General features: G+C 68.6%; 11 protein-coding genes. 9 read left to right on the top strand and 2 right to left on the bottom strand.

The window, feature by feature from the left end; genetic code table 11:
* Positions 1–3: 3 nt before the first annotated feature.
* The 3 genes from GFD21_RS10620 to GFD21_RS10610 all read left to right on the top strand — a co-directional run bounded on the left by GFD21_RS10620 (position 4) and on the right by GFD21_RS10610 (position 5,391).
* Entirely contained in the window at positions 4–2,079 is a 2,076-nt protein-coding gene (locus tag GFD21_RS10620; protein WP_163197971.1) for a beta-galactosidase, read from the top strand.
* A 309-nt stretch (positions 2,080–2,388) separates the two neighbouring features.
* On the top strand, positions 2,389–3,732 hold the full coding sequence (locus GFD21_RS10615) for an ABC transporter substrate-binding protein (protein ID WP_163197947.1): 1,344 nt from the start codon (positions 2,389–2,391) through the stop codon (positions 3,730–3,732).
* A 249-nt stretch (positions 3,733–3,981) separates the two neighbouring features.
* Positions 3,982–5,391: an ABC transporter substrate-binding protein gene (locus tag GFD21_RS10610; RefSeq protein ID WP_225431809.1), complete on the top strand. Its 1,410-nt coding sequence runs from the start codon at positions 3,982–3,984 to the stop codon at positions 5,389–5,391.
* A gap of 52 nt (positions 5,392–5,443) precedes the next feature.
* Here GFD21_RS10610 and GFD21_RS10605 read toward each other — a convergent pair whose 3' ends face one another.
* On the bottom strand, positions 5,444–6,208 hold the full coding sequence (locus GFD21_RS10605) for a type III pantothenate kinase (RefSeq protein WP_163197945.1): 765 nt from the start codon (positions 6,206–6,208) through the stop codon (positions 5,444–5,446).
* A 149-nt stretch (positions 6,209–6,357) separates the two neighbouring features.
* Positions 6,358–7,716, bottom strand: coding sequence for a bifunctional phosphopantothenoylcysteine decarboxylase/phosphopantothenate synthase (locus GFD21_RS10600; RefSeq protein ID WP_163197944.1), 1,359 nt, complete (start codon positions 7,714–7,716; stop codon positions 6,358–6,360).
* A 246-nt stretch (positions 7,717–7,962) separates the two neighbouring features.
* Between GFD21_RS10600 and GFD21_RS10595 the strand changes: the two genes are divergently transcribed.
* The 6 genes from GFD21_RS10595 to GFD21_RS10570 all read left to right on the top strand — a co-directional run bounded on the left by GFD21_RS10595 (position 7,963) and on the right by GFD21_RS10570 (position 19,475).
* On the top strand, positions 7,963–11,694 hold the full coding sequence (locus GFD21_RS10595) for an SNF2-related protein (RefSeq protein ID WP_404801584.1): 3,732 nt from the start codon (positions 7,963–7,965) through the stop codon (positions 11,692–11,694).
* Positions 11,695–11,934: 240 nt separating this feature from the next.
* A complete protein-coding gene (dapB, locus tag GFD21_RS10590; protein WP_163197942.1) occupies positions 11,935–12,690 on the top strand; it encodes a 4-hydroxy-tetrahydrodipicolinate reductase in 756 nt (251 codons plus the stop codon).
* Between the two features lie 72 nt (positions 12,691–12,762).
* The gene (dapA, locus tag GFD21_RS10585) at positions 12,763–13,668 is read left to right on the top strand and encodes a 4-hydroxy-tetrahydrodipicolinate synthase (RefSeq protein ID WP_163197941.1); all 906 of its coding nucleotides are present in this window, start codon (positions 12,763–12,765) and stop codon (positions 13,666–13,668) included.
* Between the two features lie 147 nt (positions 13,669–13,815).
* A complete protein-coding gene (locus GFD21_RS10580) occupies positions 13,816–15,663 on the top strand; it encodes a ribonuclease J (RefSeq protein ID WP_163197940.1) in 1,848 nt (615 codons plus the stop codon).
* Positions 15,664–15,828: 165 nt separating this feature from the next.
* Positions 15,829–18,438 (top strand): aminopeptidase N, encoded by a 2,610-nt coding sequence (gene pepN, locus GFD21_RS10575; RefSeq protein ID WP_163197939.1) that lies wholly within the window; start codon positions 15,829–15,831, stop codon positions 18,436–18,438.
* A 179-nt stretch (positions 18,439–18,617) separates the two neighbouring features.
* Complete coding sequence (locus tag GFD21_RS10570) at positions 18,618–19,475, top strand: sulfite exporter TauE/SafE family protein (RefSeq protein WP_163197938.1); 858 nt, start codon at positions 18,618–18,620, stop codon at positions 19,473–19,475.
* The last annotated feature ends 296 nt before the right edge of the window (positions 19,476–19,771 follow it).

Below are 19,771 nucleotides of genomic sequence, written 5' to 3'. Positions count from 1 at the left end.
ATGATGGAACATAGGACATTCAGATGGCCGCAGCCGTTGGCGGGGGAGAGGCCCCGCATCTGGTACGGCGGCGACTACAACCCCGACCAATGGCCCGAGGAGGTGTGGGACGAGGACGTCGCCCTGATGAAGCAGGCCGGCGTGAACCTCGTGTCCGTCGCCATCTTCAGCTGGGCGAAGCTCGAACCGCGCGAGGGCGAATATGATTTCGACTGGCTCGACCGCGTGATCGACAAGCTCGGACGCGCCGGCATCGCCGTCGACCTCGCCTCCGGCACCGCCTCGCCGCCGATGTGGATGACGCAGGCGCACCCGGAGATCCTCTGGGTCGACTACCGCGGCGACGTGTGCCAGCCCGGCGCCCGCCAGCACTGGCGCGCCACCAGCCCGGTCTTCCTCGACTACGCGCTCAAACTGTGCCGCAAGATGGCCGAGCACTACAAGGACAACCCGTATGTGGTCGCCTGGCATGTGAGCAACGAGTACGGCTGCCACAACCGCTTCGACTACTCGGACGACGCCGCGCGCGCCTTCCGTGACTGGTGCGAGAGGCGCTACGGCACGATCGAGGCCGTCAACGAGGCGTGGGGCACCGCGTTCTGGGCGCAGCGCATGAACGACTTCTCCGAGATCGTCCCGCCGCGTTTCATCGGCGACGGCAACTTCATGAACCCGGGCAAGCTGCTCGACTGGAAGCGTTTCAGCTCCGACGCATTGCTCGACTTCTACCGCGCCGAACGCGACACGCTGCTCGAGATCGCGCCCAAGCCGCAGACCACGAACTTCATGATCTCCGCGTCCGGCACCGGCCTCGACTACGACAAGTGGGGCCACGACGTCGACTTCGTGTCCAACGACCACTACTTCACGCCCGGCGAGGCGCATCTCGACGAGCTCGCGTATGCCGCCTCCCTCACCGACGGCGTGGCGCGCAAGCGTCCGTGGTTCCTCATGGAGCACTCCACCTCGGCCGTGAACTGGCGTCCGGTCAACTACCGCAACGAGCCGGGCGAGCTCGTGCGCGACTCGCTCGCGCACCTGGCCATGGGCGCGGACGCGATCTGCTACTTCCAATGGCGCCAGTCCAAGGCGGGCGCCGAGAAATGGCATTCCTCGATGGTGCCGCACGCGGGCCCCGATTCGCAGGTGTTCCGCGACGTGTGCGAGCTCGGCCGGGACCTGGACCTGCTCGCCGACGAAGGCCTTCTCGGCACCACGCTCGTGAAATCCAAGGTGGCCGTGGTCTTCGACTGCGAGTCGCAGTGGGCCACCGAGCACACCGCCACCCCCAGCCAGAACGTGCGCCACTGGACCGAGCCGCTCGACTGGTTCCGCGCCCTCGCCGACGTCGGCGTCACCGCCGACGTGGTGCCGGTGCGCGGCGACTGGGATTCCTACGAGACCGTCGTGCTGCCCGCCGTCTACATCCTCTCCGGGGAGACGTCGCGCCGCGTGCGCGAGTACGTGGCGAACGGCGGCAAGGTCATCGTCACCTACTACACGGGACTGTCCGACGAACGCGACCACGTCTGGCTCGGCGGCTACCCCGGCTCGATCCGCGACGTCGTCGGCGTGCGCGTCGAGGAGCACGCGCCGATGGGCGACGATTTCCCCGGCGCGATGGACCATCTGGACCTCTCGAACGGCGCCGTCGCGCATGACATCGCCGACGTGATCGGCTCCGTGGCCGGGACTGCCCGCGTGCTCGAGACCTTCAAGGCCGACAGGTGGACCGGCTTCGACGGCGCGCCCGCCATCACCGTCAACGATTTCGGCGACGGCAGGGCCGTGTACGTCGGCGCGAAGCTCGGTCGCGAAGGGCTGGCGACGAGCCTGCCGGAAATCCTCGGCGCGCTCGGCGTCGACCTGCCGGCCGGCGACGACCGCGGCGAGGTGCTGCGCGTCGAACGCGCGGACGCGACGGACGAGAACCATTTCGTGTTCCTGTTCAACCGCACGCACGATGTGGCCGTCGTGGACGTGGAGGGCAAGGCGCTCGTCGCCTCGCTCGCCCAGGTCAACGAAAGCGAGCACACGGCGGCCATCCGGCCGAACGGCGTGCTGGTGGTCAAGCTGTGACGCGGTCTCTCGTCCCGCGGTGACGCGGCCCCGCCGTGCCGTGTCCCGGGCATCCGGCGCATGGCGGGCGGGGCGTGCGCCCCACACGGATTTTCCGACTTCAGCGTGTTTGCGATAACACGCCGAAGGCGGTGGCGGAAAAGACCTCCGCATGTATAATAAATGTTATCGCAACCATCAACGAGGAAATGGTGACCAACCGGTTCTCGCCGCCGAGAACCATTCACGGGCCGGCGGAGCAGATGGGAACGGTAGACAACAGATCCCCGACCGCACAGGAGACGACCGGGGGGAAGGAGCACAAGGACGATGAAGTTCACCAATGCGAAGAAGGCCATCGCGCTCGCCGGCGCGGTCGCGATGCTCGCCGGCGTGGCGGCCTGCGGGTCCGACAGCAGCAGCTCGCAGCCGACGCAGGAGAAGGACGTCAAGGAGATCACCGTGTGGGCGTGGGAGCCCACGCTGACCCAGGTGGCCAAGGACTTCACGAAGGAGACCGGCATCAAGGTCAACCTCAAGAACGTCGGCACCAACACCAAGGAGTACACGCAGCTCGACAACGCCATCTCCGCCGGCTCCGGCGCCCCGGACGTCGCCCAGATCGAGTACTACGCGATCCCGCAGTACGCCATCAAGGGCAACCTGCTCGACATCACCGACAAGACCAGCGGCTATGAGGACTTCTACACGCCCGGCCCGTGGGCCTCCGTGCAGTTCGCCGGCAAGGTCTACGGCCTGCCGATGGACTCCGGCCCGATGGCCTTCTTCTACAACAAGGAGGTCTTCGACAAGGCCGGCGTCGACGCCACCCAGATCAAGACCTGGGACGACTACTACGAGGCGGCCAAGAAGATCCACGCCCTCGGCGACAACTACTACATCACCTCCGACACCGGCGACGCCGGCTTCTACGATTCGATGACCTGGCTGGCGGGCGCCACCCCGTTCAAGACCTCCTCCGACGGCTCCGAGGTGACCATCAACCTCACCGGCGACGCCAAGGTCAAGGAGTTCAACGAGTTCTGGCAGAAGATGCTCGACGAGGGCCTGCTCGACACCAAGACCACCGGCTGGTCCGAGGACTGGTTCAAGGGCATGACCGACGGCACCATCGCCTCCCTGCTCACCGGCGCCTGGATGCCGGCCAACCTCGCCAACTCCGCCGCCGCGGGCGCCGGCAAGTGGCGCGTCACCCAGATGCCGACCGCCGACGGCTCCGCCACCAACTCCGAGAACGGCGGCTCCTCGCTCGCCGTGCTGAAGTCCTCCGCCAAGGCCGACGCCGCGTACAAGTTCATCGAGTACGCCAACCACGGCGACGGCGTGGCCACCCGCGTGGCCGGCGGCGCCTTCCCTGCCGACAAGGCCTCGATGGAGTCCGACTCCTTCAAGAACGCCACCACGGTGAAGAACTCCGACGGCGAGGACGTCGACTACTTCGGCGGCCAGAAGTACAACGAGGTCCTCGCCCAGGCGGCCGAGAACGTGTCCTCCGACTACCAGTTCCTGCCGTTCGAGGTCAAGGCCCGCACCATCTTCGGCGATTACCTCGGCAAGTCCTACACCGGCGATCAGAAGCTCTCCGACGGCGTCGCCGCCTGGCAGAAGGCGCTGCAGGACTACGGCAAGGACCAGGGCTTCACCGTCAAGTGACCCCGTCCCGGCCCGCGCCGAACCCTTCGAGAGCCCCGTCGGCCCATGCCGGCGGGGCTCCGTCCGTATCGTGGCCGGTCCGGGGTCCGGGGCGTTTTGGCATGCCCGCCGTCGCGCGGATGGCATATCCCCGTCACCCCGTCACCCGTCGCCCGCGGCCCGGCGCAAGGGGCTGTGTAGACTTGTCACGGTAAGGACACGGGGCCGGTGGAGCGGCGTGACGGCAAGGAGCGGGGCATGGCATCACGAATGGTCGCACGGATCGGACGCGCCGTGGCCGTCGCATGCACCGTGCTCGCCGTCGTCGCCACGGCGGCCTGCGGATCCGCCGTGGACGACCGCACGCACATCACCGTGTGGAGCTGGGAGCCGAGCATGGAGGAGGTCGTCGACCGGTTCGAGGAGGAGAACCCGGACATCGTCGTCGACCTCGAGAACATCTCCGGCTACGACAACCTCAACACCGCCATCCAGGACGGCTACGGCATGCCCGACGTGGCGCAGATCGAATACTTCGCGCTCCTGCAGTACGCCGTGTCCGGCCAGCTGCTCGACATCTCCGACTACGTGGGCGACGACTACCCGAACTTCTACACGCCCGGCACGTGGTCGAGCGTGCAGCTGGCCGGACGCATCTACGGCCTGCCGATGGACTCCGGCCCGATGGCGTTCTTCTACAACAAGGACGTGTTCGACCAGGCGGGCGTCGACGCCACGAAGATCAGGACCTGGGACGACTACTACGAGGCGGCGAAGAAACTCAAGCAGATCGGCGCGTACATCACCGCCGACGCCGGCGACGCCAGCTTCTACGCGGCCATGATCTGGCTCGCCGGCGGCCAGCCCTTCCACACCAGCCCCGACGGCAGGACCGTCACCGTCGACCTGGACGGCGACGAGGGCACGAAACGCTTCACCGAGTTCTGGCAGAAGATGATCGACGAGGGGCTCATCGACACGCGACGCACCACCTGGTCGGACGGCTGGAAGCGCGCGCTCGGCACCGGCACCGTCGCCTCCGTCTTCTCCGGCGCGTGGATGCCGTCCATGCTGCTCAGCAACGTGCTCGGCGCCGCCGGACTGTGGCGGGTCGCGCCGATGCCCACGCCCGACGGCCGACCCACCAACGCGGAGAACGGCGGTTCGGCGATGACCGTCCTGCAGTCGACCCGCAAGCCGGAGGCCGCCTACCGTTTCGTCGACTTCGTCACGCACGACCGGCAGGGCATCGAGGCGCGCGTCGCCGGCGGCTCGTTCCCCGCCGACCTGGCCACGCTGTCCAGCCGCGAGTTCCTCACGAAGACCACCGTGCGCGCCTCCAACGGCATCGACATCCCCTACTTCGGCGGCCAGCAGTTCAACCGCGTGCTCGCCGAGGCGGCCGAGAACGTGTCCGTCGGCTACCAGTACCTGCCGTTCGAGGTGTATTCGCGCTCCGACTTCCGCACCACCGTGGGCAAATCGTACAAGTGGTCGAGCGCCTGGCAGTCGTATGTCAAACGCCAGCGCGAGGTGCAGATGGGCATGACCGACGAGGACGGCAACCCGCTGCAGCCCTTCGACGACCCCGGTCCCAAGGTGAGCCTGCGCAAGGGCATCGCAGCCTGGCAGGCCGACCTGCGCGAATACGGGACCAACCAGGGCTTCACCGTGAAGTGAGGTCCGGCCGCGCGGAACGCCCGCGCGGCCCGCTCACACGGCCCGTTCCCGCTCACACGTTGCGCGAGTAGATGTAGGCCATGCCCTTGAAGATCAGGTCCGGATCGTAGATGTCGATCATATCCGTGTCGTCCTTGAAGATGCGGCTCAGCCCACCGGTGGCCACCACGCGGAACGGCTCGTCGATCTCCTTGCGGAACTGGCGGATCGTGCGCTCGATGCCGCCCAGGAACGTGTAGTACAGGCCCGCCTGCATGGCGGTGCGCGTGTTCGTTGCCAGGATCGACTTCGGGCGCGTGATCTCCACCTCCGGCAGCTGCGCGGTCTGCCCCCACAGCGCCTCGGCGCCGGTGCGGATGCCCGTGGTGATGAAACCGGAGACGATGGTGCCCGTGCCGTCCACGTAGTTGAACGTCGTCGCCGTGCCGAAATCGGCCACCAGCACCGGGCCGCCGTACGTGTGGTAGGCGCCCGCGCAGTCGGCGATGCAGTCGGATCCCAGGGTCTTGGGGTCGTCGAGGCGGATGTTCATGCCGGTCTTGATGCCCGGGCCCACCACCATCGGCTCGAGCCCCAGGAACTTGATGATCGACGAGCGGAACGAGTACATGACCTTCGGCACCACCGAGCAGACGATCACGTCGTCCACGTCGCGCGCCGTGTAGCCGCTCAGCGCGAGGAACTGCGTGATCATCAGGCCGTACTCGTCCGAGGTGTGCGTCGCCTTCGTCGTGATGCGGTAGGAGCCGACGATGCGGTCGTCCTCCAGGAAGCCGACCACGATGTTCGTGTTGCCGATATCGACCGCCATCAGCATATGCGTATCTCCTTTGATTCGGATTGTGTTCGGATTGTGTTCGGATTGTGATCCGGACTGGTCTTGTTCCGCCCCCGATGAGGGGCCTCCCGCGGAGCCGTGCGGGCGGGGAAGCGGGCGATGACGCCACGGTCTCCCCGATGCCGCCGCTATCCGCGCAGCGCGGCGAGGCGCAGCAGCAGACGCTTGGCCAGCGCCGTCTTGTCCATGAGGTCCCAGTGCTCGATGTGCGGGGTCTGCTCGTCCGGGCCGCCCGGCGTGAGCACCGTCACCACGTTCGTGTCCGTGGCGAACCCGGCCCCCGGCTCGCGCAGGTCGTTCGCCACGAGCATGTCGCAGTGCTTGCCGGCGAGCTTTTTGGCCGCGTTGCGCACCAGATGCTCGGTCTCCATCGCGAATCCGCACAGCACCTGCGAGCCGTCGTCGCGCTTGCGGCCGCCCGCCCACGCGAGGATGTCCGGGTTCGCGACCAGACGGAGCGTGATCGACTCGCGTCCCGCCTTCTTGATCTTCTCGGGGGCGACCCCGTCCACGCGGAAGTCGCCGACCGCCGCCGCCATCACCGTGATGTCCGCCGCGGCGAACGCGTCGGACACCGCCTCGAACATGTCCTGCGCGGTGGTGACGCGCACGACGTCCACCCCCGCGGGCGCCTCCAGCGAGACCGGGCCCGAGACCAGCGTGACGCGCGCACCCAGCTCGGCCGCCGAGGCGGCCAGCGCATAGCCCATCTTGCCGGTCGAATGGTTCGTGAGATACCGCACCGGGTCGAGCGGCTCCTGCGTGGGGCCGGCCGTGACCAGCACGTTCAGGCCCTTGAGCGGCAGGGATGCGGTCGCGCCGCGGGGACCCGCCCCGTCGATGCGCTCGGTCGGCGCGCCGTCGGCGTCGCGATGCCCGTCGGCATCGGTGCCGCCGGCGTCGCGCGCGTCGTCGTCCCCGCCTTCCAGCAGCGCGGCCGCCGCCTTCTCGATCTCCTCCGGCTCGGGCATGCGCCCGCGACCGGTGTCGCCGCACGCGAGCGCGCCGGACGCCGGGTCGAGCACCGTCCAGCCGAACCCGCGGCAGACGTCCAGATTGCGCCGCGTGGCCAGATTGTCGTACATGTGCACGTTCATCGCCGGGCACAGCAGCTTCGGCCCCTCGTAGGCGAGGACGGTGGAGGCGAGCGTGTCGTCCGCCATCCCCGCGGCGATGCGCGCGATCGCGTCGGCGCTCGCCGGCGCCACGACGAGCAGGTCCGCCCACGCCGCGTCCTTCACATGGTTGATGGTCGCGGGGGACGTGTTCGCCGCCACGTCGCCGGGAACCGCGGGCGGGTCCGGGAACATCGCCGTCCGCGTCGGCTCGCCGGTCAGCGAGGTGAAGGTCAACGGCGTGACGAACCGCTCCGCCGCGGCCGTTTCGACCACGCGCACCGTATGCCCCGCCTTCGTCCAATCGGATGCCAGATGGCACGCCTTGAACGCGGCGATGCTGCCCGTGACCCCCAGAAGAATATGTGCCATGACCGTACTGCCTCCCGGCCGGAGCCTCCCGACCGACCCGATGCCGATGCCGCCGTGCATGCGGTCGCCGCGGACCACCCGTCGACGCCGCACACCAGTATAGCGACGAACCGCGGGACCCCCGTGCGGGCGTTCGCGCACGGCGGGCCGGTAGAATACGAGGGCATGCGCCGGGGCGCGCGACGGACGCGCGCCGATCGGGGGAGACGGCCCCGTCCCGCCGCGCGCACGCGGAAGGAGACGCGCATGGGCATCAGCGTGTTCGGGCGCACGCCCGCCGAGGACGCCGCGGCGGGGGAGGAGGCGATGCTCGCCCGGCTGCGCCTGTCGCTCGCCTTCGAGGCCGATCCGGCGGTCGTCTCCCGCGCGAAGGCCATCGCCGGCCGCGCGCGCACGATGATAGACGCCCTCGCCTACACCCCCGACGACGGCGAAGGCGCCGCCGAGATCTCCGGGCGGATCCGCGGCACGACGAGCCCGTCCAGCAGATACACGACGAACCTGTACTTCGACGCCGAATCCGGCGACGTGACCGGCGGGGGATGCACCTGCCCCGCCCACGCGCGCGGATACGACATCTGCAAGCACATGGCCGCGCTCGCCCTCGCCTTCATCGACGACCCGGACGGGTTCGACGGCTACCGGGGCGGGACGGCCATACGCTCCTCGCACGGGCTGCTCGAGGCGATGCGGCGGATCGACGAACGCCACGAGGCCGAGCGCGATGCCGGCCGCCGCGCCGCGATGCTGCGCGCCGGCACCTCCGACGGCCCCGTCGCGGGACACGGCACGTTCGGCGCCCGGGGGAGGGCGGCCGAGCCCCCGCGCACGCGCGTCGCCCCCGGCACCGTGGAACTCGCACCCGTGCTCAGCCTGCTCGACGGGCGGTGGAGCGTGCAGTTCCGCATCGGCGTGCGGGACGGTGCCGACTACGTGCTCAAGTCGATATCCGACCTGCTCGACGACGTGCGTGCGGGGCGGCACCGCGAATACGGGCGCAAACTCGCGTTCGTCCACACGCGCGACATGTTCGACGGGCGTTCGCGCGCCCTGCTCGGGTTCCTCGAACGCGCCGTGGACGTGCGGCGGGCGCTGGACGTGCAGAACACCCGCCGCGGCAACCTGGGCGCCATCGACATCGACCGCCACATGGCGCTCGCCGAAACGGAGGTCGCGTCGCTGCTCGACATCGTCGTCGGGGGCGAGGTGGGGCTCGTACTCGACTCCTGGTACCAGTCCTCGCCTTCCGAGGCGCCCGTGGAGCCGTCGCCGGACGAGGACCCCGCCGCCGCGGCCTCGGCGCAGCCGTTCGCGCCGATCGTGTCCATGACCCGCGTCAGCGGCGAGGACGGCGTCGCCGGATACGCCCTGCACGGCACGCCGCCCGTGGCGAAGGCCATCGAGGGGGAGCGCAGCGCGTGGCTGCTGCTGCCTCCCGCCGACGTGCTGGGCCGGCCGACCCCGCGCGGCGCCGCGTTCGCCACGGCCGGTCGGACGCCCACGGTGCGCCTGAGCGCCGCCGGATACCGGTTCGTGCGCTGCCCGGAACGGCTGCTGCCGGTCGCCCGCCTGCTGCCGGTGGTGTGCGCCGCGGACGGCGGGGACCCCGGGGACGGCGGACGGCGCGGCGGCGCCTCGGCGGGCGAACGCATCGCCTTCGACGACGCGCCCCTGTTCGCCCGCACGCTGCTGCCCGAACTGCTCGACAGCGGCCTCATGCCCGCCGGCAACGTGCCGCGGGAGATCGAACTCATGCGGCCGGTCGAATGCGAACCGGAGTTCTACCTCGACCGCGACGAGCGCGGCGTCGTGTGCACGGCGAAGGCGCGCTACGGTTCGCGCGAATCGGTCATCGTGCCCCAGCGCGGCGGCGACTTCGCCCCCGGCGCGATCCCCGTGGCGGGCGCCGGGCACGACTTCGGCGCCGAACGGGCCATGCTCGACACGGTGCGCGCGTACTTCACCATCGCCTCGCCGGACGCGCCCGGCGTCATCGGGCGCGACGAGACCACGCGCATCGTCGCCCTGTTCGACGAGGGACTCGCCGCCCTGCGCGCGGCCGGCAAGGTGTTCACCACGCCCGCGTTCGACCGTCTGCTCGCGCCCAGGGCCCCGAGCGTGAAGGTGGGCCTGTCCGTCAGGTCGAACCTGGTGGAGATCTCGCCGATCGCCGACGAGGTGCCGCCCGACGAGGTGGGGGCGCTCCTCGCCGCATACCGGCGCCGCCAACGGTTCCACCGTCTCAAAGACGGCACGTTCGTGGACCTGCGCGGCGCCGACCTCGACGCGCTCGACCGCGTCGCCGACGACCTGGACCTGGACGAGTCGGAACTCGACGACGGCCCGGTCACCGTGCCGGGCATGCAGGCGTTCCTGCTCGACGCCGAACTCGCCGGCGGCGACGTGGACAAGGAACCGTCGTTCATGGCGTACGTGGGCGAGCTCAAGGCCGTGGACCCGTCCCGCTACGAGGTGCCCGGGCCGCTCAGGGGCGTGCTGCGCCCCTACCAGGCGGACGGCTACCGCTGGCTGCGCACGCTGTGCGACAAGGGGTTCGGCGGCATCCTCGCCGACGAGATGGGACTGGGCAAATCGGTGCAGCTCATCGCCCTGCTGCTCGCGCTGGCCGGGGGACGCGCGGGATCGGGGACGGCCGGGGACGGTGCCTCGCTCATCGTGTGCCCCGCCTCGCTCGTCTACAACTGGGCCGCGGAATTCGCGAAGTTCGCGCCCGGGCTCGACGCCGTGCCGGTGGCCGGCACGAAGACGGAACGCCGTGCCGCCATCGAACGGCACGCGGGAGACCCGTCCGCCGTGCTCATCACCTCCTACGACCTGCTGCGCCGCGACGCGGACGACTACCGGGGCAGGGGCTTCGACGTGATGGCGCTCGACGAGGCGCAGGTCATCAAGAACCACACCACCAAGACCGCGAAGGCGGTCAAATCCATCGACGCCGCCCACCGGTTCGCCCTCACCGGCACACCCATCGAGAACCGGCTGAGCGAACTGTGGAGCATCTTCGACTTCCTCATGCCCGGGCTGCTCGGCTCCTACAAACGCTTCCACGAACGCTACGAGCTGCCGATCTCGGGCGGCCGCGCCGCCGACGCCGACAGCGCCGAGGGGCGCGCCGCCGCCAAGGTCAACCCGGAAGGCGAACGCGTGGCCCGCCGTCTCCAGGCGCTGACCGGCGTGTTCATCAAACGCAGGCTCAAATCCCAGGTGCTCACCGACCTGCCGGACAAGATCGAGACCACCGTCACCGTGCAACTGGAGGGCGAGCAGCGCAAACTGTACGCGGCGCACGAGCAGCGGCTGCGCAAACAGCTCGAACACGAGGCGGACGACGACTTCAACACGTCGAGGATCCGCATCCTCGCCGAACTGACGAAACTGCGCCAGCTCTGCTGCGACCCGCGCCTGCTGTACTCCAACGCGAAGGATCGGTCCGCCAAGCTCGCCGCCATCGCCGAACTCGTCTCCAGCTGCATGTCCGAAGGCAAGAAGGCGCTCGTCTTCTCCCAGTTCACCGGATTCCTCGACCTCATCGGCACGAGGCTCGACGCGGCGTCGATCCCCTGGTACCGGATCGACGGCTCCACGCCGAAGAAACGCCGCCTCGAACTCGTCGACCGGTTCAACGCGGACACGACCCCCGTGTTCCTCATCTCGCTCAAGGCCGGCAACACCGGGCTGAACCTCGTGGGCGCCAGCGTGGTCATCCACGCCGACCCATGGTGGAACGCCGCCGCGCAGGACCAGGCCACCGACCGCGCCCACCGCATCGGCCAGCGCCACGACGTGGACGTGTACCGGATCGTCGCCAAGGACACCATCGAGGAACGCATCCTCGAACTGCAGCGGACCAAAAGCGAACTCGCCCGTCGGTTCACCGACGTTTCCGCTCTCGCCGGCGCGGCCCCCGCGTCCATCGCCTCCCTCACCCGCGACGACCTGCTGGGATTGTTGGAATAGAGGACCGGCTGCAATGGTCTGCCGGAACGAGCGGGAGGCGGGGCGTCTCGCTTCGGACCGTAAGGACTTGGCCTGAGCGGCCCGGAGCGTGTCCGGAGCAAGACGCCCCGCCTCCCGCGGACGGAACCTGGACGGAACCGGAACTGTCTGCCAGATGGGCGAAACGGCGGCGCCAACGCGTGCGGTGATAGTCTCGTGACGGATACGACAAGCATGGTCCTCGAAGGAATGGAGTACAGCATGATCAGGGTTTCGGTGGTCGGCGCCAAGGGTCGCATGGGATCGCACGTGGTCGAGGCGGTGAACGGCGCGGACGGCATGCAGCTCGCGCTCGCGCTCGACGCCGGCGACGACCTCGCCGCCATCACGCCGGACAACACCGACGTCGTCGTCGAGTTCACCGTGCCGTCCGTGAGCCTGAAGAACGTGCTCGCGCTCGTCGCGCAGGGCGTGGACGTGGTCGTCGGCACCACCGGCTGGACCGAGGAGAAGCTCGCCGAGGTGCGCGAGGCCATCGCCGCCGGCCCGCGCCCGGACACCCAGAAGGTGTTCATCGCGCCGAACTTCGCCATCTCCGCCGTGCTCGCCGACCACTTCGCCGCGCAGGCCGCGAAGTACTTCGAATCCGCGGAGATCATCGAACTGCACCATCCGAACAAGGTGGACGCCCCCTCCGGCACCGCCATCCACACCGCGGCCGGCATCGCCGCCGCGCGCAGGGCCGCGGGCCTCGGCCCCGTGCCGGACACCACCGAGACCGACGGCGGTTCGCGCGGCCAGGTCGTCGACGGCATCCACGTGCACGCCGTGCGCCTGCGCGGCCTCAACGCGCACGAGGAGGTGCTCTTCGGCAACGCCGGCGAGCAGCTCGTCATCCGAGCCGACAGCTTCGACCGCGGCTCGTTCATGCCCGGCGTGATCCTCGCCGTGCGCAAGGTCGCCGGCGACGCCCCCGCGGGCCTGACCGTCGGCCTCGACAACTTCCTCGACCTGTGACCGGGCGTTGCGGCGGAACGTCACATCAGAGTCGTTACATAAGAGTCCACAACGCGAAGTACGGTGAACACTATGACTGAGAGCGCTATGCATCTGCTGAATCCGGCCCCGTTCGGGCGTATCCTGCCCGCGATGGTCACCCCGATGAAGTCCAACGGCGACGTCGATTACGAGGCGGCGCAGAAGCTCGCCAAGCAGCTCGTCGCGGACGGCGCCGACGGCCTCGTCGTCAACGGGACCACCGGCGAATCGCCCGTCACCCACATGGACGAGAAGGTCGAACTCGTCCGTGCGGTCAAGGAGGTCGTCGACGTGCCGGTCATCTCCGGCGCCGGCTCCAACGACACCGCGCACACCGTGCGCATGGTCGAACAGACCCAGGAGGCGGGCGCCGACGCGGTGCTCGTCGTCATGCCCTACTACTCCCGCCCGTCCCAGGACGGCGTCTTCGGCCACTACAAGGCCGTCGACGAAAGCACCGACAAGCCGATCATCGTCTACGACGTGCCCGGCCGCACCGGACTCAAGGTGAAGGTCGAGACCTACGACCGCCTCGCCGAGCTCGAGCACGTCGTGGCCGTCAAGGACGCCACCGGCGACCTCGCCGCCGCCGTCGAGAAGCAGCAGCGCACCGGACTCGCCTGGTATTCGGGCGACGACGGGCTGTTCCTGCCGTTCCTCTCCATTGGTGCCGTCGGCATCATCTCCGTCATCGCGCATGCGGCCGCGAACCCCATGCGCCGACTCGTCGAGGCCTTCGACCGCGGCGACATCCACGAGGCGCAGCGCCTCGCCAACCAGCTCGCACCGCTCGTCCACGCGCTCAACGGCGACGGCTACCAGGCCGTCATGGCCAAGGCCGCGCTCAAGGTCCGCGGCGTGCTCGACTCCACGTTCATGCGTCTGCCGAACGTCGGCCCGGACGCCACCCAGCTCGAAAAGGCCGAGATGGGCATGAGGGCCGCCGGACTGCTGTAACGCCGGCGAACCCAGGCTCCGGGCCCCGGGTCGTCCCGCAACGGGGCGGCGCCGGGGCCGTCGCGTGTGCGCGCGTCCGGCGCGGCCGCCACACATGTCGCCTTCGTGAGAGCACGAAGGCAAGTAATCAGGAAACACAAGAAAGCAATGGCACAAGACAAGAACACCAAGAACACGAACAACTCCCGCCGCCGCGGATCGTCGAGCCGCGGCAAGGGCACCGGCCGCGGTCGCGGCGGCGCCACCCGCGCCCGTCGACAGAACGTCGGCACCCAGGCCACCGCGCCCCAGCAGGACGCCGTCCTCATCGCCCCGCCGAAGTACCGCAAGGGCTCGATGCGCATCACGCCGCTCGGCGGCCTGGGCGAGATCGGCCGCAACATGAACGTCATCGAGTACAACGGCCACCTGCTGCTCATCGACTGCGGCGTGCTCTTCCCGGAGGAGGAGCAGCCGGGCGTCGACCTCATCCTGCCCGACTTCCACTACATCAAGGACCGTCTCGACAAGGTCGAGGCGCTCGTCCTCACCCACGGCCACGAGGACCACATCGGCGGCGTGCCCTACCTGCTCAAGCTGCGCCCGGACATCCCGCTCATCGGCTCCAAGCTCACCCTCGCCTTCGTGGACGCGAAGTGCAAGGAGCACCACATCAACCCCACCAAGGTCGAGGTGCAGGGCCGCGACAAGCTCAAGGTCGGCCCGTTCGACCTCGAGTTCATCACCGTGACCCACTCCATCCCGGACGCGCTCGCCGTGTACGTGAAGACCCCGGCCGGCTCCCTCATCGACACCGGCGACATCAAGCTCGACCAGCTGCCGCTCGACCACAAGATCACCGACCTCGTCGAGTTCGGCAAGATCGGCGAGAAGGGCGTGGACCTGCTCATGATGGACTCCACGAACGCCGAGGTGCCGGGCTTCGTCAAGCCGGAGACCTCCATCGGCCCGGCGCTCGACCAGGCGTTCGCGCAGGCCACCCGCAAGATCATCGTCGCGAGCTTCTCCTCGCACGTGCACCGCGTGCAGCAGGTCGTCGACACCGCCCACAAGTACGGCCGCAAGGTCGTGTTCGTCGGCCGTTCGATGGTGCGCAACATGTCCATCGCCGCCGACCTGGGCTACCTGCACATCCCCGAGGGCACCGTCGTGGACCTGAAGCAGGCCAACGACATCCAGGACGACAAGCTCGTCTACATGTGCACCGGCTCCCAGGGCGAGCCGATGGCCGCCCTCGGCCGCATCGCCGACGGCAACCACCGCGACATCCACATCAACGAGTTCGACACCGTGATCCTCGCCAGCTCGCTCATCCCGGGCAACGAGCACGGCGTGTACAAGGTCATCAACAAGCTCGTGCAGCTCGGCGCGAAGGTCGTCAACCGCGACAACGCGGCCGTGCACGTGTCCGGCCACTGCAACGAGGGCGAGCTGCTGTACATGTACAACATCGTCAAGCCGAAGTGCGCGATGCCGATCCACGGCGAGAACCGCCACCTCGTGGCCAACGGCCTGATCGCCGTGAAGACCGGCGTCGACCCGCAGAACGTCGTGCTCGCCGAGGACGGCGACGTCGTCGACCTGTACCACGGCAAGGCCGCGGTCGTCGGCTCCGTGCCGTGCGGCTACGTGTACGTGGACGGCGACTCGGTCGGCGAGCTCACCGACGAGGAGCTGGAGAAGCGTCGCATCCTCGGCACCGAGGGCTTCGTCTCCGCGTTCGTCGTGGTCGACTCCGAGACCCGCGAGGTCGTCTCCGGCCCGAAGATCTACCTCAACGCCGTGGCCGAGGACGAGAGCGAGTTCGACAAGGTGCGCCACCAGATCGTCGAACAGCTCAACGACGCGCTCATGGCCGGCACCACTGACACCTACAAGCTGCAGCAGATCATGCGCCGCACGCTCGGCGGCTGGATCGCCCGCCAGCTGCGCCGCAAGCCGATGATCGTGCCCGTCGTGGCCGACATCGCCACCGATGTCGCCGAACAGCGCTGACCGCGGCCCGTCCGGACCGCGATCCCTCCCAGGCCAGGCCTCCCCGCACGGGGAGCCTGGCCGTTGTCACGTCATCACCAACCATCACGCCATCACGTCATCACGCAACCGTCACGCACGCCCGTGCGTACCGCCGTGCATCCCGCACACCAGAAGGAGAACACCATGCCCGGATCGAATCTGACCCGCATCGAGGCCGAGGAGCGCAAGGCCATCGTCGAGGCCCCCATCCACTACCACGTGAGCCTCGACCTGACCGTCGGCGCGAAGACCTTCGGCTCGCACGCCCTGATCTGCTTCAACGCGAAGCCGGGGTCCTCCACCTTCCTCGACCTCATCGCCGACGAGGTGAGCGCGGTCACGCTCAACGGCGTCGAACTCGACCCCGCCGAGGTGTTCGCCGACGACCGCATCGAGCTCAGGGACCTCAAGGAGAAGAACGAGGTCGTCGTCGATGCCAGGTGCCGCTACTCCAACACCGGCGAGGGCCTGCACCGCTCCGTCGACCCGTCCGACGGCAACGTGTACCTGTACTCCCAGTTCGAGGTGCCGGACGCCCGCCGCGTCTACGCCGTGTTCGACCAGCCCGACCTCAAGGCCACCTTCGACTTCAAGGTGCTCGCCCCCAAGAGCTGGATCGTCACCTCCAACATGCCCGCCGCATCCGTCGAGGACTACGCGCGCGAGACGCTCGACGGCACGCTCGAGGCGAAGCCGAACGAGACGACGAAGCTGTGGAGCTTCGAGCCGACCCCGGTGATGAGCTCCTACCTGACCGCCATCTGCGCCGGCCCGTACGCCGAATGGCACACCGAATACGCCAACGAGGACGGCCGCATCGTGCCGATGGCCCAGTACTGCCGCCAGTCCCTCGCCGAGGCGTTCGCCAAGGACGTCGACTACCTGTTCGACATCACCAAGAAGGGCTTCGCCTTCTACGCGAAGACCTGGGGCGTGCCCTACCCGTACGCCAAGTACGACCAGATCTACGTGCCGGAATACAACGCGGGCGCCATGGAGAACATCGGCATGGTCACCATCCGCGACTCCTACGTGTTCGAATCCAAGGTGACCGACGCCCTGGCCGAGCGCCGCGTCGTCACCGTGCTGCACGAGCTCGCCCACATGTGGTTCGGCGACTACGTGACGATGAAGTGGTGGAACGACCTGTGGCTCAACGAGTCCTTCGCCGAGTTCACCTCCACGCTCGCCACCGCCGAGGCCACCGAATGGCACGACGCCTGGGCCACGTTCTGCTCCGGCGAGAAGAGCTGGGCGCTGCGCCAGGACCAGCTGCCCACCACGCACCCGATCGTCGCGCCGATCAACGACCTCAACGACACGTACGTGAACTTCGACGGCATCACCTATGCGAAGGGCGCCTCCGTGCTGAAGCAGCTCGTGTTCTACGTGGGCCGCACGAAGTTCTTCCAGGGCATCCACAACTACCTCGACAAGCACGCGTACTCGAACGCCACGCTCGCCGACCTGCTGGGCGAGCTGGAGGCGACCTCCGGCCGCGACCTCAAGGCGTGGAGCGCGAAGTGGCTGGAGGAATCCGGCATCAACACCATCACGCCCGCCATCGAGGAAAGCAAGGACGGGGTGATCGGCTCGCTCACCCTCACCCAGACCGCCCCGGCCGAGCACGCCGTGCTGCGCCCGCACCGCCTCGCCGTCGGCTTCTACGACCTGGACAAGGCCAGCGGCAAGGTCGTGCGCACCGACCGCATCGAACTCGACGTGGACGGCGAGACCACGCCCGTCGAGGCCGCCGCCGGCAAGCGCCGCCCCGCGCTCCTGCTCGTCAACGACGAGGACCTCACCTACACGAAGATCCGCTTTGACGCCGCCTCGCTCGCCTTCGCCGAGGAGCATCTGCAGGACGTCGACGTCGCGCTCGCCCGCGCCGTGATCTGGCTCGCCTTCTGGGACATGACCCGCGACGGCGAATTCCCGGCCGAGCGCTTCGTCGATATGACGCTGCGCCTGCTCGCCCACGAGACCGAATCCACCACGTTCCGCTACGCGCTGGCCTGCATGAGCACCACCGCGCACCACTACGTGGCCGCCTCGCGCCGCGACGAGGTGTTGAAGCACGTGGCCGCCGAGCTGTTCGAACTCGTGCGCGCCGCCGAACCCGGCTCCGACGCGCAGTTCCAGCTCGCCACCGCCTACCTCGGCTACGGCGAGGAGGGCGACGCCGCGTTCGCCGCCAACGCCCGCGGCCTGCTCTCCGGCGACGTCGCGTTCGACGGCCTCGAGATCGACAACAACTTCACGTGGACGATCGTGAACGCGCTCGCCTCCGTGAACGAGTACTCCGACGAGGACATCGACGCGCAGCTGAAGAAGAAGGAGACCACCGAGAACCGCGAGTTCGCCTACGGCGCCCACGCGGTCAAGGGCACCGCCGAGGCGAAGGCCTGGGCGTGGGACCAGGCGCTCAACAACGACGGGCTCACCAACAGCCAGCTGGAGGCCGTGGCCCGCGGGTTCGCCGCCACGCCGCGCCCCGACCTGGCCGAGCCGTACGCCGGCAAGTACTTCGAGACCATCGACTGGATCTGGGAGCACAAGACCTACCACATGGCCGAGGCGCTGCTCAATGGCCTCTACCCGGGCTACGCCGATCCGGCCACGCTGGTCTCGCTCGGCGAATCCTGGCTGGCCTCCCACGCCGATGCCGCCGACGCGCTCAAGCGCCTCGTCGTCGAGAACGTCGCCTCCTCGCGTCGCACCCTCGCCGTGCGCCGCTACAACGAAGGCCTGTGATCCCGAGCGTTCTCCCGGTTCCCTTGGCCCCACGGCCCTCGAGGCCATAGGGGCCTGGAGGGGAGGGGTCAGGGGCCGCAAGGTCCATATTCCAAAAGAAAACCCGCGATTCGTCCCCAACGGCGTATCCTCGCTCAAGGCCCGGTGACGGGCCCTGAACCGTGAAGGAGCTGCAAGGGATGATCGCGGGTTTCTCCGTTCTTACGCTGCTGTTGATCCTGCTCGCCGGAGTCGGCGCGGGATTCGTCGGATACGCGGTGGGCGCCTCGTCGCTCGTCTCGTACCCGGCATTGCTCGCCTGCGGCATCCCGCCCGTGCTCGCCAACGCGTCGAACACGGTGGGCGTGGTCGGCACCGGCATCGGCGGCGTGATGGGCGCGCACCGCGAACTCAAGGGGCAGGCGCTGCGCTCGGTCGTCTATGTGGCCATCGGCGCGGTCGGTGGCGTGGCCGGCGCGTACCTGCTGCTCGAACTCGACCCGAAGGTGTTCGAATTCGCCGCGCCGGCGCTGATCCTGTTCTCCTCGCTCATCATCGCGGTCAATCCGCGCGGGCGCATGCAGGCCAAACAGGCCGCCGCCGACGCGCACGCGCAGCTGAACCGCATGCAGGCAGGCGCGTCCGTCGCGTCCGGTACCGCATCGGATTCCCTCGAACGGCCGGTGCAGCCGCTCAAGCGGGACTCCTGGTGGGTGTGGATCGGCGTCGTCACGGTCGCCGTCTACTCCGGGTACTTCGGCGCCGGCGCGGGCACTCTCGCGCTCGCCGTGCTCGACGCGGCGAAGATCGGCCCGTTCCACAAGATCAACGCGTTGAAGACGCTTATCGGCACGGGGGCGAACATCACCGCGTCCGTCGTGTTCATCGCACGCGGCGCCGTCGACTGGCCGGCCGCGATCATGCTGTGCATCGGCTGCTTCATCGGCGGGTACATCGCCCCGCCCATCACCCGCCGCATCCCCGCGAACGTGATGCGCGCCGCCGCCGTCATCGCCGGCGTCGTCCTCACCATCGACCTCGCCCTGAAGACCTACTGACGGTTTGAAGGTCTACTGACGATCTGAAGGCCTACACTGACTGTCCTGAAGACTTACTGAGTCCCGGCGTCCGCTGGTTTGCAATGGCTGATGCGGACGGTGTCGCATGTGCCATGTCCCGGTACGGTCGAATCATCCGATTTCTCCGCGTGGGGCAAGAATCCGTACCACCGTATGCGGAAACGTAGGGATTCAGTCAACGGGGGTACATGCGTGTGCCTGTATTGTCTCGGGGCATGGTTGACGCATGTCTCGGGGCATGGTTGACGGTGTCTCCTGGGGCATGGTTTACATGT

Origin of the sequence: Bifidobacterium platyrrhinorum, from assembly GCF_010667645.1 — a bacterium.
GTDB classification, from domain to species: Bacteria; Actinomycetota; Actinomycetes; order Actinomycetales; family Bifidobacteriaceae; genus Bifidobacterium; species Bifidobacterium platyrrhinorum.
The sequence above is the reverse complement of the archived record's forward strand: the minus strand, read 5'-3'. Positions and strand labels throughout refer to the sequence as shown.

Coding starts and splice junctions, on each gene's coding strand:
- GFD21_RS10620 (WP_163197971.1), top strand. CDS start 4: ATGGAACATAGGACATTCAGATGGCCGCAGCCGTTGGCGGGGGAGAGG.
- GFD21_RS10615 (WP_163197947.1), top strand. CDS start 2,389: ATGAAGTTCACCAATGCGAAGAAGGCCATCGCGCTCGCCGGCGCGGTC.
- GFD21_RS10610 (WP_225431809.1), top strand. CDS start 3,982: ATGGTCGCACGGATCGGACGCGCCGTGGCCGTCGCATGCACCGTGCTC.
- GFD21_RS10605 (WP_163197945.1), bottom strand. CDS start 6,208: ATGCTGATGGCGGTCGATATCGGCAACACGAACATCGTGGTCGGCTTC.
- GFD21_RS10600 (WP_163197944.1), bottom strand. CDS start 7,716: ATGGCACATATTCTTCTGGGGGTCACGGGCAGCATCGCCGCGTTCAAG.
- GFD21_RS10595 (WP_404801584.1), top strand. CDS start 7,963: ATGGGCATCAGCGTGTTCGGGCGCACGCCCGCCGAGGACGCCGCGGCG.
- dapB (WP_163197942.1), top strand. CDS start 11,935: ATGATCAGGGTTTCGGTGGTCGGCGCCAAGGGTCGCATGGGATCGCAC.
- dapA (WP_163197941.1), top strand. CDS start 12,763: ATGACTGAGAGCGCTATGCATCTGCTGAATCCGGCCCCGTTCGGGCGT.
- GFD21_RS10580 (WP_163197940.1), top strand. CDS start 13,816: ATGGCACAAGACAAGAACACCAAGAACACGAACAACTCCCGCCGCCGC.
- pepN (WP_163197939.1), top strand. CDS start 15,829: ATGCCCGGATCGAATCTGACCCGCATCGAGGCCGAGGAGCGCAAGGCC.
- GFD21_RS10570 (WP_163197938.1), top strand. CDS start 18,618: ATGATCGCGGGTTTCTCCGTTCTTACGCTGCTGTTGATCCTGCTCGCC.